The sequence below is a fragment of the Flavobacterium sp. DG1-102-2 genome (assembly GCF_033042555.1).
GTDB lineage: Bacteria > Bacteroidota > Bacteroidia > Flavobacteriales > Flavobacteriaceae > Flavobacterium.
In genome coordinates this window covers 65157-83764 of sequence record NZ_JAWLIK010000005.1, presented here as the reverse complement: position 1 = coordinate 83764, position 18608 = coordinate 65157, and the positions used below count along the sequence as shown (strand labels likewise).

Here is an 18608-nt window from a genome sequence, read left to right as displayed (position 1 = left end):
TCTTAGTTAGCTTGTTTTATGTCGTCAAAATAGTAGTTTGATCCATTACCTGAAACTCCAAAGTTAAAGAACAACACAACCATTTGATAATCTACGGTATTATCTATAGAACCATCAAAATCATAAGTAAGCTCTTCCCAGGCATTGGCAACAGTTGTTGTAGCTGTTTTTTCCATCGCCACAGTGTTATCATTGTGTTTTTCAAACTTAAGCAATACCGGTATGCCTGCCTCTGGAGACCATACTTTAACCTTAATTTTCTTCTGCACAGAGAAATCCACAGGAGCTATAAGTGGCATTGCTACACCTGCCCAGGTTTCAGAACCTACCGGCTTAAGCATTGTACCTACGTTAGCACTTGTATTGATACCTGAAGCATCAGGATTTGCAACGATAGATCCCTGAGCAGCTCCAAATCCGTTAATGGCTATGGGCTCTTCAAATGTTACAGGAAGAGGATTGATAGTATTGATCAGTTCAACATCGTCAAAGTAATAATTCTCACCTGTACCACTTGTACCAAGGTTAAAGAAAAGAACTAACCTTGAATATTGCTGAGATTGATTTACATCAGAGAAGTTAAACGTAAGGTATTCCCATTCGTTAGCTACGGTGGTAAGCTGTTGTTTCTCAAAATTGATATCTGCATTTCCTGCGTTTTCAATTTTCACAGTAACAGGAACATTTGCTGCAGGAGACCATACTTTTATCCTAAAGCTGTTTTTGCTTGAAAAATCAAAAACCTCGTCAATAAGTATTGCTGTACCTGCCCAAACTTCGCCCGGGTTTTTAGTATGCCTGCCCACTTTGGCGCTTTTGTTGATGCCTGCCGGATTTGGGTTATCTATTACGCTTGTAGTAGAACCTCCAAAATCAGAAAATGCGTAGTTAAGCGTTGCATTTTCAAAGTTTAACGGCAGTAATAACGGATTAACAATAGTCACATCCTGAGTAGTTTCAGCTGTAGCTGCACCACCGCTGTAAGCCACAACTTTAACGGTATAAGTACCGATTGCAGTGTAGCTGTGTGTAATGGTTTCACCTTCGTTAAATTGCACAGGCTCTTCGCCTTCAATTTCTCCAAACCAAACTTCAAAGAAAGCTTCGTAATCTGCTTTTGCAGATAGGTTGATAGAAAAAGTATCACCTGTAACCTGAGAGATTGTAACTGCAATATTTTCAGGAGCCCTGAAAGTTACATCAAGGTTGTGCGTATACTCTGCTGTTTTACCGTTTACAGATGTTCCAACAATTTTTACATCATAGCTGCCTTCGGCATAATTATGTGTAATCTTTTGGCCGGCCATAACCTTACCCGGCAGCTCTGTACCGTCGCCAAAATATACATCGTAAGAACCTACACCTTCACCGCGCGGAGCAATGGTTACAAGGCCTGTGTTGTCCTGAGTGATGGTAAATAAACCCGATATGTTAGTAGGGGCGGGGCCATTAGTAACATCGCCCAGGCTGTCGTTTTCGTCTACTGTACAGCCAAAAATCGCCATACCGATAACTAACGTGAGAAGTATCTTAATTTTTTTCATGATCTTTTAGTTTGTGTATTGAGGATTTTGCTCCCAAAGATTGTTAGAGAACCTGATTTCTTCAAAAGGAATAGGAAACAGTTCATTTTTACCCGCTACAAAGCCGGGTATTTTAGCTGCTGCCTGCCCTGTTCTTACAAGGTCAAAGAATCTGTGGCCTTCGCCAAAAAGTTCTCTTTGTCTTTCGTCAAGGATATCCTGTGTCAGCTGTGCTCCCGAAGAGGTAATGTCGTGATTATTATTACCAAAAGCCCTTCTTCTTACTTCATTAACATAGCTCTGCGCTTTTCCGGCATTGTTAGTCTGGCTAAATGCTTCAGCAGCCATTAACAATACATCAGCATAGCGTATAGCGCGGTAGTTGTTAGGATTAGTAAGGTTACGGTCTCCCGCAGCTTCATCCCTTCTTACTCTAGGTATATATTTACGGTTAAAGTATCCTGTGTCTTTGTAAGCAGGCACATAACCTGCACCAGGATTAGCCGCAATCCATTTTGGCATGTCAAGAATCGTTACATCTCTTCTTGTGTCGCCATCTTCAAATATAGCTACACCTGCTGGAGTAGGTACGTTAAAGCTGAAACCAGGAGTAAACATTGGCCCTGTGTAGCTTCTCGGCCCACTGAAACCTACAGCTACATTACCTTCAGAACACTGAAGGCATCCAAATCCTGCGCCTTCAACATCTGTGTACTGAACTTCAAATACAGATTCGATACCGTTTTCTGCAATTTCCTCAAACAGGTTGCTGTATTTATCTTTAGCAGCAGCGTTAGATTCTTTAGCAAGCTGATACATTCCGCTGTTAATCACATTATCCAGCATTGGACCTGCCTGGTCATATTTGCCCTGGAACAGGTATACTTTACCAAGAAGTGCCTGAGCTGCCCCTTTGGTAACCCTGCCTACCTGTGGTGCAACCGGGTTAAGATCTGCAATGGCAAGTGTAAGGTCGTTCTCTATAGCAGCATATACATCTGCTACCGGAGACCTTTGTATTGTAGTTTCGTCACCAAGCTCAAATCGAGCATCGCCTTTCATAGGTATGCCGCCAAACCATTTTACAAGTTCAAACTGGTAGTAAGCACGAAGAAAACGTGCTTCGGCAATAATTTGCGCTTTGCCTTCAAAATCAGTTTTATCTTTAAACTCAAGAATATAACTTGCCCTGTTTACACCTGCAAACATCCAGTTCCATACATCGCGTATGTTAGAGTTTACAGATGTGTGTGCCATTTCGTCTACCTGCTGCCACCCGATAACGTCGTTAGCATCTGCACCACCTGAGAATGTATTATCTGAAGCGATCTCGCCAAGGATAACGTTTACATAAGTTGACTGCAGGATGTCATAAGCGGCAATTAGGCCCTTGTAATATTCCTCTTCCGAGTTAAAATAATTATCAGACCCTATAGAGTACACTGCTTCTTTCTGTACAAAATCGTCGCTGCATGAAACAGAAAGAGAGACTGTTATTGTGAAAGCTAAAATAGCTTTTATAATTGTTCTTTTCATTTTTTAGAAATTAAGATTTAAACCTAACATATACGTTCTTGGAACCGGATAGAAACCGTAATCGATCCCTGAAGATAAAGGCGAATTGCTTGTAGCGCCCGGGTCAAAACCTCTGTATTTAGTAAAAGTATACAGGTTGTTTACAGCTGCGTATAGCCTTAATTTAGTAATACCAACTGATTTTATAGCTTCTTCTTTAAAAGAATAACCTATTTGTACATTTTGAATTCTTAAGTATGAAGCATCTTCAACAAAATAATCAGAGAAAATATTGTTTGTAGTAGCTCCCGTAGTTACCCTTGGTACAGTATTGCTTGTGCCTTCACCATGCCATCTGTCAAGAACGTAGTTTGACCTGTTGATATCAGGAGTAGTTCTCTCATAGTTTCTTACCATGTCGTTACCTAAAGAAGCGAAAAGGTAAGATGTAAAATCCCATCCTTTGTAGTTTAGCTGAAGGTTAAAGCCCATTGTAGCATCCGGTATAGCGTCGCCAAGGTTAGTCCTGTCGGCAGTAGTTATCTGTCCGTCGCCATTTACGTCTTTAAACCTGATGTCTCCAGGTTGTGCAGCTGCACCAAGCGCCGCCTGCGAAGGATGTGCATTTACTTCTGCCTGATTTTGGAAGATACCATCAGTTTTGTAACCGTAGAAATATCCAAGAGGCTGACCGACTTCCATCCTTGTCATTGCAGGCTGTCCTACACCAAAACCTCCACCTTCAGTATAACCGGTACCATTATTTACCTCATACACATTGTTTTTGATGAAAGTAACATTGTAGCTTGCACGGATGTTAAAATCATCCCCTATTTTATCAGTATAGGTAAGTGCAAATTCAAAACCTTTATTTTCTATACCACCTGCATTTTTAACAGGATTTTGTCCGCCCGGCCCATTGGTACCTATTATACCAGATATTGGAATGTTCTGGATAAGAAGGTTTTCTCTTCTGTCAATAAAATAATCAGCAGTAAAATCAAGTTTGTCATTAGCAAGTTTTAAATCAAGACCTACGTCAAATTTTCTTGCTTCTTCCCATTTAAGATCAGGATTTGCAAGTCCGCCTATTGCGGCACCCTGAACAAGTTGGTTGTCAAAAAGATAAGTGGCTTCTCCATCTAGAAGTCCAAGGTATGGTCTCGACCTGTCTAATAAATCACTTCCAAGTACACCGTAACTGGCTCTTAATTTAGCAAAGCTTACACCTTTAGGCTGGCCATAAAATGCCTCGTCTGAAATTACCCAACCACCTGTTACAGAAGGGAAATAAGCAACCCTGTTCGCAGGGCCAAAACGTGTAGATGAATCCCTTCTTAGCATACCTGAAACAAGGTATCTTCCTTTGTAGTCATATTGTATTCTCCCAAAATGAGAAAGTCTCCTGTTGTCATAAGCATATGATCCGTTAGATTTTGCTTCAGAGAGGCCTGTCGTAAGATTGATGTCGGCAAATTTTATATCGTTGTTAGGTACATCAAAGCCTGTAGCATACAAGCCTTCACCGTAGGATCTAAATACAGTCATACCCGCTGTTACGCTAAAGTTATGCGCTTCGTTAAAGGATTTCTTATAAGTAGCAAACAAGTCGTATGTGTAATCATTATCCTGAAAAGAATTCTGATTTACGCTGCTGCGCGGATTATCAAAAACTTTACCGCCGTAGCTTACTTGTTTGTTAAATATTCTTTGTCTTGCATTTTGAGTATTAAAACCTATACGGTTAGTAACTACAAGATCTTTAATAACTTCATAGTCTAACCCTATTGTACCATTAAGCTTTTTAAAGTTATAGTCATTGTACGTATTGGCAATTTGGGCTAATGGGTTGATGATCTCAATACCAAGGTTACTACCCGGGTTACCATTTCCGGATGGAAGCACAGTGAATTCTCCGTTTGCATCACGCGGCGTATAAATTGAAGGTGTATTTATAGCATTAAATAAAACCGAACCAAGTACATTTTCATTAAACGACCTTCTGTCAAATTGTGTGTAAGCAAGGTTTGTATTTAGTTTTAATTTGTCTGAAAGGTCTGCGGTAAGAGAAATACGTGCATTATTTCTAAGGAAATTAGATTTATAGCCACCTATAATACCGCCCTGGTCAATGTGCGAACCGCTAACGTTGTATGTCATTTTTTCGCCTCCACCTGATATGCTCATGTCGTGGTTTACAATGGCAACACCTTTGTCAAATACTTCGTCCTGCCAGTTTGTGCCTTTACCTAAACCTGATACGTTAGGAAAAGGGATGTTTTGTCCGCCATTAGCATAACTTTCGTTAAGTAATAGTGCATATTCTGTAGCGTTAAGCAGGTTCATCTTTTTAGATGTCTCCTGAAAACCTGTATAAGTATTGTAAGAGAATTGTGTCTTGCTGTTACGTTTCCCCTTTTTAGTGGTAACAAGTATAACCCCGTTAGCCCCAATAGTACCATAAATAGCTGCCTGCGCATCTTTAAGTACAGTAATGCTCTCAATATCATTAGGATTCATCAATCCAAGATCCTGAGAGTTGTTGAGCACATAACCATCTACAATAACAGTAGGGTCCGGGTTTCCGTTTGTACCTACACCTCTAATACGTATGGTAAGGTTTGCACCCGGCGCACCAGATTGTGTGCTTACATTAACACCTGCAACGGTACCCTGTAACGCCTGTTCTACCTTTACAGGTCTAAGCTGCTCAAGTGTTTTACTATCTACAACACTTACAGCGCCGGTAATCTCCTTTTTCCTTTGAGAACCGTACCCAATAACCACAACCTCGTCAAGGGTTTTGGCGTCCTCTTCTAATTTTGCGTTTACAGTTGGGCCTGTAACTGCAGTTTCAAGAGGTTTAAATCCAATGAACGTAAAAACAAGTGTTGCCCCTTTAGGCGCCGAGATGGAATAATTTCCGTCCATGTCGGTTACCGTTCCCGTAGTTGAATTTTTTACAGTGACATTTACTCCGGGCATTGGTAATCCGGTTGTCACTTCGCTTACTTTTCCACTAACTTCTATATTCTGGGCAAAGCCTAATGTAGAAACCAGCAAAAAAGCAATCAAGAATAGTTTTGACTTCATATAAAATTGTTTTTTGTGATTATCTAAAATTAGAACACAATTCTTTACGAAGAATAAAATTAACCCCTACAATATATATACATTCCTAAATTAATTGTGTTTTAATCGGTCAAATGCAATTTAACGCACTATTAACAAGCTTTTGGATTAAAATTTATGTTAAAGAAAAAACTACGAAAACCTTGTAATTACACGTTTTGTATAGGTGATGTATAGGTAAATGCACCGGTTGTTGTAGTTTATTAAATGCTTAGTATGTACTCAACAAGACTTAATTCGTGTGATAAATCCATTTTTTTGCGCAAACGATATCGTTTTATCTCTACACTACGCACCGATATGTTAAGTAATGGCGCAATTTCTTTTGACGAAAGATTAAGTCGTAAGTAGGCACATAGTCTCAAATCGTTTGGCGTTAGCACAGGATGTGCCTTTTTTACCTTCTTTAAGAAATCTTTATCGGCGTTATTAAAGGCTTCCTTAAACATATCCCAGGTATCATCTTCATTAATGTTTTTATTAATTGTTGTTATAACAGATTTTACGCTGTTGTCACCGCCTTCGGAATTCTTTTTAAGGTCATCCTTTATCATAGATAACAATTCGTTCTTTTTTATAAGGTTCATGGTAGAAACTGCAAGCTCACGGTTTTTACTTTCAAAATCCTGTTCAAGCTGCTGATTTTTTATTTTCATAAGTTCCTGCTCATTTTCCAGTTCCTTAATCTCAAGAAGCCTGTTGTTCTCATCAATAAGTTTTTCTCGCTGGCGTTGGTAATAGTTTTTGTAAGCGCGGTTTATTAAAAATGCGCCGGCTAAAAGCAAGATAAAGTAGATAAGTACCGCGAGGTTTGTGGCGTACCATGGTTTTAGAATGGTAAATGAATAGGTCGCTACATTACCAGAGATCGAATTGCCGGTTTTTGCACGCACTTTAAAAACATAGTCTCCAGACGGTAAATTTTTAAAGTTTATCAGGGATTTGGTACTCCATTCGCTCCACTCGTCCTGAACGCCCGCAAGCATGTATTGAAATTCGGCGTTTATGTATTTACCATATTCCGGTACGGTGTAAGAAAATGTAAGATTGCTCTCCTTGAACTTAAAACGGCCTTCTTTGTTTATTTCTCTCGAGACATTATTCTCGTTTTGAATATTTGTGGCAACACTTGTAATGCTTACATTATAGGTATTGAAAGTGAGTTTGCTTAGGTCTATTGTGTAATAGCCGTCTGTAGTGCCTACAAGGTATTTGCTTGATGCTATTTGGGTAATGTTTTCATAACCCATCATAGAGTTGGTAAGTGATGAAGGAATAGGGATTATATTGTGTTTTAGCTCTGTATTGAGTTTACCTGCCGATAAATAGTTTATATAATCTTTAGTAAAAAACCACAGTCTGTCGGCATTGTCTGGGGTGAGCTTCCCGGAAGTGTATTCCCCATTAGAAAATACTTTGGATAGCTTGGGCTGCTTTATAAATTCTTTTGTCTTTAGGTCAACCTTATAAAACCCGTCCTTAGAAGCATAATATATCTCATTGTTAAATTTGCTAAGGCTGGCATTCTTCCCCTTTAAAGGAGATTTATACACTATCTTTTTTATTGCTTTTGTATAGTCATTATCTGTAACTATCCTAAAGACTCCTTTGTATTCGTGGCTTATGTAAATATCATTATTACCAATAGTAGCAAAGTAGCGACAGGAATAATCAAAGCCTTTTATCCAGTTCCTGAATTCCCAGCTATTGCCTGACCTTTCCATTACAGATATTCCGTGGTAGTTGCCCTGGAGCAATAAATTAGGATTGGTAGGATGTTTTTCAAACTTCCAGGTTCCTGATGAAGAAAATATTTTTACAGCATTGTTCCCATTTATTATATATGTACCTGAATCGTGCCCACACAACAGTAAGCCTTCATTATTGTATAAGGACCATACCTGCCCCTTAGTGCCCGGAATGAACTTAAAATCCTCGTTAGTATTGTACCCTTTATAGAAAAGTCCCTGGTTTGTACCTATATATAACAAATTGTTATGGCGTATGGAGGTGTATATAGTTCCTAAAAAGCCGGTGTCATCTACAAAGCTCGTTACTGCCGAATGCAGGTTAATGCAGTTGATGCCATTGTCAAGACCTATCCATAAATTTTTGTCAAGGTCTTCATATAATGAAAGAGCAGTATTGTTGCCAAGCCCTTTATTCTGGGTAATATGATAACGCACCTTTCCTGTGTTGCTTAAAATAAAGATGCCATTAGACACAGATCCAAGAGCCAACCCTCCATCGCTTAGCATCTGCCCGCTGTAAATGCTGCTGTTTGTCAGTTCTGCATCGGCATCGGTGTGCCATTTTGTTATTGTCTCATTTTTGTATTCAAACAGCCCGTTAAATTGCGTCTGGATAAGCAGGCTTTCGTTCTTGTCGTAGATGTTTACAATCTTATTTCCTAAAATGTCAGGGTCTGAAGATACCAGCCTGCTTTTGCCATTTTCTATTTCGTAAAGTCCGGTACCAAAGGTTTGGTACAATATTTTGCTATTTACGGTAAAGACTTTATTTACACCAGATTCAGGTTTAATTATATTATATGTTTTAGCGCGGCTGTCATAAATAAATATTTGGCTTAGTGATTGAAAAATGATCCAGTGATCATATTGTGCAATGTTCCAGAACTGCTCATCGTCCAGGATTTTATTTTTTATGGATTTGCTTAACGAATAATATTTAAGGATACCGTCAGGCTGTCTTTCCCAATAACCAAATTCCATGTAACAACCCGTATAAACCTTTTTATTTATGACTTTTACAGACCTGATAATGGTTTCATTGGGAGAAGGATATAAAGTCCAGGCCATGCCGTTGTACTCCAAAAGGCCTTCATTATTGGCAAAATACATAAAACGGTTGCTGTCCTGAGATATCATCCAGTTTTGGTTACCTGCATTGTAACTGCCGGTGGTGAATTTTAGAATAGGAGGAAGCTCCTGTGCAGTTACAGCTAACGAAACCAATACTATATGCAAGAAAAGTAATTTTTTAATCAAGGCTTTCGGTGTTTGGATGTTTGAATACTGATACGAAGATACAATTACTGGAAAAAAAATTAGAATTTGATGACGAAAACGCTATAGTGATGAATATTATCTGCAACACGGATATTACGTTTTTTCTGATATTAATTCAATATTGTATGCATGCCTGTTAATTTTGCTGTTAAATTATCTGTGAATTGCCACTATCTCAAAAAAATGCGTAAAAAAGCTAATGCTACTGAATAGTAAAGGTTTGGTACATATTTAAATTTATACGTACGTTAAAATAACATTAAAAGATTGTTTTTAAAAAAATATTAAGAACCTATGCCGTTAGATTTGTCCCACTAACATTCACTTAATTTAATTTTTAAAGAACATGAAAAAGATCAATTTATTAGTTTGCACACTTGCTATTGCAGGTTTAGGTTTCACTTCTTGTAGTGATGATGACAATGATAACACGAATGACACTCGTATTGAGGGTACTTACCAACTTGACGAGGTGAACACTCCACAGGCTACAGATTTTGACCGTGACGGTGATTCTCACATTGACCAGACAGAAGAATCTGCGTGCTACAATGGTGGAAAAATAGTGCTTAATGCAGACAATACATTTGAGTATGTAGTTACAGGAATTCTTGTTCAGGATGGTACTACAGGTTGTAGGGATACTGAAACTAAAACAGGTGTTTACACAGTAGAGCCTGCAACAGATCCTAAAAATGCACTTATTACGCTTACTTACACTGAAAACAACCAAACGGTAACACGTCAGTTTACAAAAATTGGTGACGAGTTATCATGGACATCAAGCGCAATTCTAGGTGTATATGCAGACAGAGATGCAAATGGTAACCCTATCGAAGTATCTGGTGCTGTAGAGTACGTTTACGAAAAATAATTAATTGGGATTTGGGAAATTGGAATTGGATGCAAAAATGGATGCCGCAAGGCATCCATTTTTTATTTTAATTATATTATTTCAGCACTTAAGCCAGCTTCAAGCAGTTGGGTGCATTGCGGCTTAAGGTCTTTAAATTCGCCTGTCTTCACAGTGCATTTTCCGTTGTAGTGAACAATTAGTGAGCATTGTTCTGCCTGTTCTGCCGTATGGCGGCATACTCTGATAAGTGTATCTATAACGTGGTCAAAAGTATTTACTTCATCATTATACAACACTATCTCATTATTGGCTGTTGTAACTTCTTCAACCAATACCTCTTCTAATACTTTTTCTTTGGTACTCATATTCAAATGCTTAATCTAAAATGCTAATTTACGTATTTTAGCGAAACCCAATTGTTCCTGCTGAATTTTTTTGCAAATGTAAGCCCTTTTTCAGTACACGAAGCATCTATAAAAGGAATATCTTCTTCATAGAAACCACTTAATAAAAGTATACCGTCTTTATTAAGGCAGTCAACATATTGCTGCATATCGTTAAGTAATATGTTACGGTTAATGTTGGCTATAATGACATCATATTTTTTGCCTTTAAGCAATGCTGCATCACCTTCATAAACAGAAATATGTTTGCAGTTGTTGCGTTCTGCATTCTCAATTGAGTTCAGGTAGCACCAGTTGTCAATGTCAATGGCATCAACCGGCTGTGCACCCCTCATCTCTGCAAGGATGGCAAGAATAGCTGTACCGCAGCCCATATCAAGGGTTTTTTTGTTCTCAACATCTGTTTCAAGCAGGTGCTGTATCATCATGAAAGTAGTTTCATGATGGCCGGTACCAAAACTCATTTTAGGCTCAATAACGATGTCATACTTAACATCGGTCTTTTCGTGAAATGGTGCACGCACGCGGCAGGTATTGTCTACATCAATAGGTTCAAAATTCTTTTCCCACTCTTCATTCCAGTTTACCTGTTCTATTTCTTCAAAAGTATATTCAATCTTAAATTCCGGAGATTCAAATATCTGGATATCGTTTAAGATATCTTCCGTCCAGAATTCTTTCTGGATGAAGGCAGAAAATCCGTTTTCAGTCTCAATAAAGCTCTCAAACGGCGTTTCACCAAGTTCGGCAATAAGTATTTCAGAACCTAACTCCTTCGGCTCTACGGTAAAATGGTATCCTATATAGATGTTTGACATAACTTTAAATTTTCGCAAAGGTAATGTTTACATAACATTGCATTGTAATAATTAATATTAAGTTTGCGCAAACTTTACAAAGCTTCTTTAAGGAGGTTTTACAGACTCCGAAAGTCTTATCTTTAAGCGGCTTTGTATCGTTTTGCGGCAAAAAACACGAAATTTTTACAAACAGGCATTAAATGAAAAACATTTTTACGTTACTAATTCTCTTTTTTGGCCTTGCGGCACTGGCGCAGGTGGATATTAAAAAGACAACAAAAGATAATGACTTAAAGTTATCGGCCCTTCCATATTACAATTATGGAAAAGGACTGGGTATAACTTCTCCCGACAGTATCTTTCAGTTCAACATCCGTTTCAGGATGCAAAACAGGGCTACTTATGTGCAAAACGAAGATGAGGATGGAGCTATAACAGGAGAGATACGCCGTTTAAGACTTCGTTTTGACGGTTATGTTGGCGATCCACGTTTCATATATGCAATACAACTATCATTTGCTCCGGGCGATGTTGGTGAGGTGAAAGAAGGAGAAAACCTTAATATAATTAGAGATGCGGTAGTATTTTATCGTCCTAACAAACGCTGGAACTTCGGTTTCGGGCAAACAAAGCTGCCGGGCAACCGCCAGAGGGTTAATTCATCGGGAGGGCTTCAGCTTAGCGACAGGACAATAAACAATGCGCGTTTTAATATAGACAGGGATTTCGGTTTCCAGGTACATAACCAAAACGAGCATATGGATAAGTTCTCTTATAACTTAAGGGGTGCCATTACTACGGGTGAAGGAAGAAATTCTACAGATAAGCCCGATAACGGACTTGCCTATACAGGAAAGGTTGAATTATATCCGTTAGGGGTATTCACAAAAGACGGTGCCTTTTTTGAAGGTGACCTTAAGAGGGAACAAAAACCAAAACTAATGCTGTCCGGTGCTTATCAATATAATGACATGGCACGACGCGTAGGCGGACAGCTGGGCGACGATCTTTTTGCAAAAAGAGATATGCAGACCTTACTGTTAGACGGTATGGTAAAATATAACGGATGGGCTTTTATGACAGCTTACATGCAGAGGATAGCAAAAGATCCTGTTACTGTGAATCCTGAAGATGCTACAGATTTTAGATACATCTACACGGGGCATGGTTTTGATTATCAGATGAGCTACCTGCTGCCATCGAACTACGAGATCATTGGGCGTTTTTCAACTCAGAATGTAGACAGGGATATTGCGCCGCTTACGCCAAATACGAGACAATACACATTAGGTGTTACAAAATATGTATGGGAACACGCCTTTAAAGCGCAGCTTGAAGTAAACATGGACGACCTAAGCTATTTTGACGGATCGTCTAAGAAAAATTTTTATGTACGCTTTCAGGTAGAAATAGGTATATAAATAACAATATTACAGCATGAAAATGCCTCTAAGAGTGTTTAACTTTTAGAGGCATTTTTAATTGGTTTACGGATTAGAAGAAATACTGTAATCACCATATTCTAATAAATGCAGTTAAAAATGTTATATGATAAAGAATGTATATCTATATCACTTTTATTTTGATAAATTTGTAACGTTTAATAGTCAATTCTTATGTTACAAACTGCAGATGCGGCCGTTACAGGCCAGTTAGAAAAATATTTCCAGAAGTTCAGGAACAATATAGTAGGTATAGACCAGGATTTTGTATCGCCTTTTGGCACACAAAAAATTATTTATACCGACTGGACCGCCAGCGGAAGGCTTTACAGGCCTATTGAAGAAAAGCTGTTAAACGATTTTGGACCTTTCGTAGCTAATACACATACCGAAACCACCGTGTCAGGTACGGCAATGACTAACGCTTATCACGAAGCCCGCCACATAATCAAGCGTCACGTAAATGCAAATGCAGATGACGTATTGATTACCGATGGTACTGGTATGACAGGTGTTATTAATAAATTCCAAAGAATACTAGGGCTTAAAGTACCTGAGAATTTAAGGGCATTTACTTCAATTCCCGAAGAAAAGAAGCCTGTAGTGTTTATATCGCATATGGAGCATCACTCTAACCAGACGTCGTGGCTGGAAACGATTGCTAAAGTAGTGCTTATACCGGCATGCCCTGAAGGGCTTATATGTCTTGACAGCTTTAAGCAATTATTAGAAGAACATAAAGACTATAAGTTAAAAATTGCATCAGTAACGGCTTGTTCTAACGTTACCGGAATTAAAACGCAATACCATGAGATCGCTAAACTTGTACACCAGTACAATGGTGTATGTTTTGTAGATTTTGCCTGTTCAGGGCCGTATGTAAAGATAGATATGCATCCGCAGGACAGCGAAGCTTACCTTGATGCAATCTTCCTTTCTCCGCATAAATTCCTTGGCGGGCCCGGTACGTCAGGTGTGCTTGTGTTCAATAAAAAATTATATAAAAATATGGTACCCGATCATCCGGGAGGGGGTACGGTGAGCTGGACAAACCCTTGGGGCGAACACAAATACCTAGATAATATTGAAGAGCGCGAAGACGGCGGAACTCCAGGTTTTCTTCAGGTTATAAAAACGGCGCTGGCTGTTAAGCTCAAGGAACAAATGGGAATCGATAATATTCTGCAAAGGGAAAAAGAGATCGTAGATTATATTTTTGACAGCCTTGAAACTGTTCCTAACATTAATATTCTTGCCCCTCAGCACAAGAACAGGCTGGGTGTAATCTCTTTTTATGTAGACGGGCTTCACTTTAACTTAGGTGTAAAGCTGCTTAATGACAAATTTGGCATTCAGACACGCGGTGGCTGCAGCTGCGCAGGTACTTATGGGCATTATTTACTGCATGTAGACCAGGAACAGTCTAATTACTTAACTGATCAAATCACTTCTGGCGACCTGATACAAAAACCGGGATGGATAAGAATGTCTATCCACCCAACAACCACTAACGCCGAGATAGAATATGTTTGCGAAAGCATTAAAGCTATGGCAGAAAATTTTGAAGAGTGGTCTAAGGAGTACATTTACAACAGGTCAAGCAACGAGTTTGCTCATGTAAATGCTGTAAATACAGAACACGACAGGATTAAAGAGTGGTTTACGCTTTAGGAGGGTCGTTTTTACGATGTTTAAAACGCTTATGTGTCCATAAATAATATTCGGGAGCGGCAAGTATTTGCTGCTCCAGCACCTTCATAAAGCTGTCGCTGATATTATAATTCGGGATTTCTTTTATATTTCCTTCCACAGGCACGAACGTACATTTATAATGCCCGCGTGATGTTTTGTCAACTTTGGCAAAGATCATGTTCATGCCTATCTTCTTGGCAAGCATTTCGCCTCCTACGTGTATAGGCACTTCCATTCCAAAGAAATCACCCCAGTGTATAGCACTGCTCAGTTTAGGTGACTGATCGCCTATAAACCCGTAAAAGCCTAGAATACCATTGCGTTCATTCTGCCTCATGGAAGGTATGGTTTGGCGTACGCCGATAAGCTCCGCATGAAATTTTCCGCGCATCTTCTTAACCAGCTTATCAAAGTATTTATTTCTGATTACCTTATAGATACCAAAGCCTCTGTGTGTTTTAAAGAATTTATTCATGTACAGCAGCCACTCATAACTGCCATAATGGCCTAAGAGCATTATCACGCTTTTGCCTTTGTCTTCAAATTCGTGTACAAGCTCATAATTAGTGAAAACAAAACGTTTTTTAAGTTCGTTGTCACTAATCGTAAGGCTTTTGGCCATTTCAAAAAAATTATCGGTAAAATGGTGGTAAAACTTTTTTTCTACAGCTTTGCGTTCTTCATCAGTCAGATGCCTGAGCGTTAATGCGAGATTTTCATGAACAACCTTTCTACGGTAGCGTATTATATGATACACAATGAAGTAGCTTACATCCGAAAAAAAATACAGCACCCTGAATGGAAGTATGGATATGAACCAGATGAAAGGATAGGCTAGGATATAAGCTAAAAGCTGCATTCTGTTTTTTTAAGCAAATATACGATTTATGTTTGTTAAGGTGTTTCTTATAGAATTTAGAATGAGTAAATTTACGCTTAAAAACTAACCTATGGATATACCTGTTGTTCTTTTGGTGTTAATGCTCATAAACTTGGCGGTAAGCTACAAAGGGATAAACGACATCTCTTTTTTCAGGAAATATGAATTCCATATAGGCAGTGTAAGGGCTGGTGAGCAGTATCGTATGTTTACATCGGCTTTTTTGCATGCGGATTATATGCACCTGGGCTTCAATATGCTTACTCTTTATTTTTTTGCCCCGGTTGTAATTGCACACATGGGAACTCTTGGTTTTTTATTGGTCTATTTTATAAGTATGGCCGCTGGCAGTATGCTTACACTGTATTTTCATAAAGATGAATATTCGTATCGAGCCATTGGCGCTTCGGGTGCTGTAATGGGCGTGTTGTTTTCATCCATACTTATTTATCCTGATATGGAAATCAACTTCATTCCCGGATATATTTTCGGTGTGATTTATCTCCTGCTTACCATTTATGGCATGAAGACAAAGGCGGGTAACATTGGCCACACTGCACATTTTGGCGGAGCTATCGGCGGATTTATTTTTACATTAATTAAAATGCCTTACATCCTGTTTGATAATACGCTGATCGTTATATTTTTAGCTGTTCCTATTGTCATTTTACTGGTCATGTCCAAGTTTGGCAAATTATAAATTCTCAAAAACTGGCACGTATTTTGGAATTTACTCAAAAAAATAAATCAATCATTATGAAAAAAATTGCATTAGTAGTATTCGTATTCGTTACGACATTAGCGGGGGCACAGGTCACTCAGCAAAACCAGCAGCCACAGATAAGTGTTGCCGGAGAGGGCAAAATTAAGGTAGCACCTGATCAGGCCGACATTACAATTGGCGTTGAAAATACAGGTGCAGATGCTGCCGAAGTAAAGAAAAAGAATGATGCCACTGTAGATGCTGTAATCAAGTATCTAAAAGGTATTAAACTCGCTTCGGAGGATTACCAGACCCAAAGAGTAAACCTAAACAGGAACTACGATTACAATAAGAAAAAATATAACTATGTAGCTTCTCAAACGATTGTTATCCATTTAAAAGATCTTTCTAAATATGACAGTATGATGATGGGGCTTGTAGATGCAGGTGTAAACAATATACAAGGAGTAGAATTCAGAACCTCTAAGCTTGCACAGTATGAGTCGGAAGCAAGGGTTAAGGCTGTTGCACAGGCAAAACAAAAAGCAGGCGATTATGCAGGTGCGCTGGGACAAAAAGTGGGTAAGGCTATAGTGGTTACAGATAACACACAGACTTTTTACCCGCAGCCAATGATGCGTGCTATGAAGTTTGAAGCTGCCGATTCGACCGCGCCGCAGGAAACGCTTGCAATTGGCGAGATAACTGTTACAGCTAACGTGAATATTAGTTTTGAATTAAATTAATAATATACAGTTCTATAGATAAAGCCCTGCACATTGTGCGGGGCTTTTTAATCCTCGATTTCACGATTTTCAACAGCCTCTCTGTGGTTCACAGTTTTCAATACTGACGCTCCGTATATATTGGCTCGTATGCAATATATAGAAGCAACTCCGGAAAAACTATATCTGCTTTATGAAGGCAATCGATGGTTTTAATTATACAAGATCTTTACTTATCAGTATTTCCTGTTATAAAAAACAACATCTTAGATAATTTTAAGCTTGAAGTTTAGGTGAAAAAATATGTAAAAGTTGTAGAAATTTAAAAGTTTTATATAATTATATTGAAATTGTAAAAAGCTGTTTATTATGGGATAAACGGCTTCTGAAAAAATATTGAAATCATTTATAATATACTGTATAAATGTTTACTCCCTGATAAACTGAACAACAAAATGTTTTAACCCTTGATCTTGATTTATTGTTTTTTAGAAACGCTTTTATTAAGCCTGTAAACAAAAATATAATAGGCTAAAGCAATAAACAGCAGCCAGGTAAATGTTACATATATAAATACTGAGGCTGCTGCCATACTTTTTACAAGAGCACTATACATGTAGAAAAGCATAACTCCAGTAATACCATAATTTATATATTTCCATGGACCAAATACCCGTTTTTTATTATTCTTTTTTTGCGTCGCCTTTCTTTTTAATATAATCCATATACCAGTCAATATAAGCGAACAAATACCCAAACCTGCAATAAACCATATAATTTTTGTTGGCAGCCCTCCCCAGTATCCAAAATGTAAAGGGTCAGCAATATCGCTGATGTAAACTATTCGGGGTATATTGTTTGCATTTTGATAAGATATTACTTTATAGTTTTTTGCGTCTACAAATACTTTATTTGCACGTTGTCTAACCAGATCAACATCGTTCTTTCCTGTAATGTATATATAATCCGTTTCATATCCTGGAATAGCAATATCGCCCGCAACAAGATTTGGTATTTGTTGTTCAGCTATTCGGATTGCTTTATCATAATCAAGTATTTGGCTGCTTAGCTTTTGCGTGTTTTTTTCGTCATTATTTACTATTTGAGGAGCTTGGGGATTACCCGCATCTCCCAGTCCGGCAATATTTGACCGTTCCAGAAAATACCAAAATCCAGTTATTGAGAACAATAAAGTAAATGGTATAGACCATAAACCTACAAGTCTGTGTATGCTTCTGAAGAATACAAGTGAACCTTTGTCGGTTTTTAATTCAAAAAGCTTACGCCACCATTTTTTATAAAATAATAGCGCAGTAATAAGGGATATAAATAATAAGAAGCCAAAAAATAATACAGTGTAATGTCCTATTTGTAAAGGCATAAATAAATTATAATGTAGTTTTCTAAAGAATCTTTGAAAAGTAATGGTACTCTCTCCCTGAATGACTCCTGTATATTGATTAACAAAAACATAACTCTTATCGCCATTTTCCTCTTTAGACAAGATATTACATATATATGGTGCCTCATTCTGAGCCCAGTGCGTTATGGCGCCGTTCGGAAATTTTTTCCTGAAATTATGTACGATTAGGTTTTTTGAGGCTAAGGTAGCCTGAGGTGTGGCTCTGATATCTCGGTTAAACAGCCAATCCATTTCGCTGCTCATTGTGGCAAGTGTTCCCGAAAAACATATAATAAAGAAGAGTATGCACAATTTTGTACCTATCCATCCATGCAGTTCAAACAGTTTTTTTTTATTCAATATCATTGTAGCACGCAAAAAAATATGGTTGTAAAGATAGAATTACTTTTATTTATAAGGTAAATGGTAATGGTTATAAATATTTGTCATGGTACAATATCACAAATCGCTTCATTATGAAGCAAAATATAACATGGGTTTATTC

General features: G+C 38.2%; 13 protein-coding genes. 5 read left to right on the top strand and 8 right to left on the bottom strand.

Annotated features, from left to right (window positions below):
* Window positions 1-2: 2 nt before the first annotated feature.
* From R1T16_RS09035 to R1T16_RS09020, 4 genes are all read right to left on the bottom strand, one after another.
* A complete protein-coding gene (locus R1T16_RS09035; protein ID WP_317500771.1) occupies window positions 3-1544 on the bottom strand; it encodes a hypothetical protein in 1542 nt (513 codons plus the stop codon).
* A gap of 6 nt (window positions 1545-1550) precedes the next feature.
* Entirely contained in the window at window positions 1551-3059 is a 1509-nt protein-coding gene (locus R1T16_RS09030) for a RagB/SusD family nutrient uptake outer membrane protein (RefSeq protein WP_317500770.1), read from the bottom strand.
* 3 nt (window positions 3060-3062) lie between these two features.
* Window positions 3063-6131: a TonB-dependent receptor gene (locus R1T16_RS09025; RefSeq protein WP_317500769.1), complete on the bottom strand. Its 3069-nt coding sequence runs from the start codon at window positions 6129-6131 to the stop codon at window positions 3063-3065.
* A 242-nt stretch (window positions 6132-6373) separates the two neighbouring features.
* Complete coding sequence (locus tag R1T16_RS09020) at window positions 6374-9178, bottom strand: triple tyrosine motif-containing protein (RefSeq protein WP_317500768.1); 2805 nt, start codon at window positions 9176-9178, stop codon at window positions 6374-6376.
* 367 nt (window positions 9179-9545) lie between these two features.
* Here R1T16_RS09020 and R1T16_RS09015 point away from each other — a divergent pair, with 367 nt between their 5' ends.
* Window positions 9546-10073, top strand: coding sequence for a hypothetical protein (locus tag R1T16_RS09015; RefSeq protein WP_317500767.1), 528 nt, complete (start codon window positions 9546-9548; stop codon window positions 10071-10073).
* A gap of 71 nt (window positions 10074-10144) precedes the next feature.
* On the opposite strand, the gene R1T16_RS09010 is transcribed toward R1T16_RS09015, so the two are convergent.
* Together R1T16_RS09010 and prmA are read right to left on the bottom strand one after the other, a co-directional pair.
* The gene (locus R1T16_RS09010) at window positions 10145-10420 is read right to left on the bottom strand and encodes an ATP-dependent Clp protease adaptor ClpS (protein ID WP_317500766.1); all 276 of its coding nucleotides are present in this window, start codon (window positions 10418-10420) and stop codon (window positions 10145-10147) included.
* A 23-nt stretch (window positions 10421-10443) separates the two neighbouring features.
* Window positions 10444-11277, bottom strand: coding sequence for a 50S ribosomal protein L11 methyltransferase (gene prmA / locus R1T16_RS09005; RefSeq protein WP_317500765.1), 834 nt, complete (start codon window positions 11275-11277; stop codon window positions 10444-10446).
* 182 nt (window positions 11278-11459) lie between these two features.
* On the opposite strand from prmA, the gene R1T16_RS09000 reads away from it, so the two are divergent.
* Together R1T16_RS09000 and R1T16_RS08995 are read left to right on the top strand one after the other, a co-directional pair.
* Window positions 11460-12680 (top strand): porin, encoded by a 1221-nt coding sequence (locus tag R1T16_RS09000; protein ID WP_317500764.1) that lies wholly within the window; start codon window positions 11460-11462, stop codon window positions 12678-12680.
* Between the two features lie 195 nt (window positions 12681-12875).
* Window positions 12876-14372, top strand: coding sequence for an aminotransferase class V-fold PLP-dependent enzyme (locus R1T16_RS08995; protein WP_317500763.1), 1497 nt, complete (start codon window positions 12876-12878; stop codon window positions 14370-14372).
* On the opposite strand, the gene R1T16_RS08990 is transcribed toward R1T16_RS08995, so the two are convergent.
* Window positions 14362-15252, bottom strand: coding sequence for a lipid A biosynthesis acyltransferase (locus tag R1T16_RS08990; RefSeq protein ID WP_317500762.1), 891 nt, complete (start codon window positions 15250-15252; stop codon window positions 14362-14364). The two genes, R1T16_RS08995 and R1T16_RS08990, sit on opposite strands and share 11 nt — an antisense overlap.
* Window positions 15253-15343: 91 nt before the next feature.
* Between R1T16_RS08990 and R1T16_RS08985 the strand changes: the two genes are divergently transcribed.
* Together R1T16_RS08985 and R1T16_RS08980 are read left to right on the top strand one after the other, a co-directional pair.
* On the top strand, window positions 15344-15973 hold the full coding sequence (locus tag R1T16_RS08985) for a rhomboid family intramembrane serine protease (protein WP_317500761.1): 630 nt from the start codon (window positions 15344-15346) through the stop codon (window positions 15971-15973).
* Window positions 15974-16029: 56 nt separating this feature from the next.
* Complete coding sequence (locus R1T16_RS08980; protein WP_317500760.1) at window positions 16030-16722, top strand: SIMPL domain-containing protein; 693 nt, start codon at window positions 16030-16032, stop codon at window positions 16720-16722.
* 457 nt (window positions 16723-17179) lie between these two features.
* Here R1T16_RS08980 and R1T16_RS08975 read toward each other — a convergent pair whose 3' ends face one another.
* Window positions 17180-18469 (bottom strand): PepSY-associated TM helix domain-containing protein, encoded by a 1290-nt coding sequence (locus R1T16_RS08975; RefSeq protein WP_317500759.1) that lies wholly within the window; start codon window positions 18467-18469, stop codon window positions 17180-17182.
* Window positions 18470-18608 lie beyond the last annotated feature (139 nt).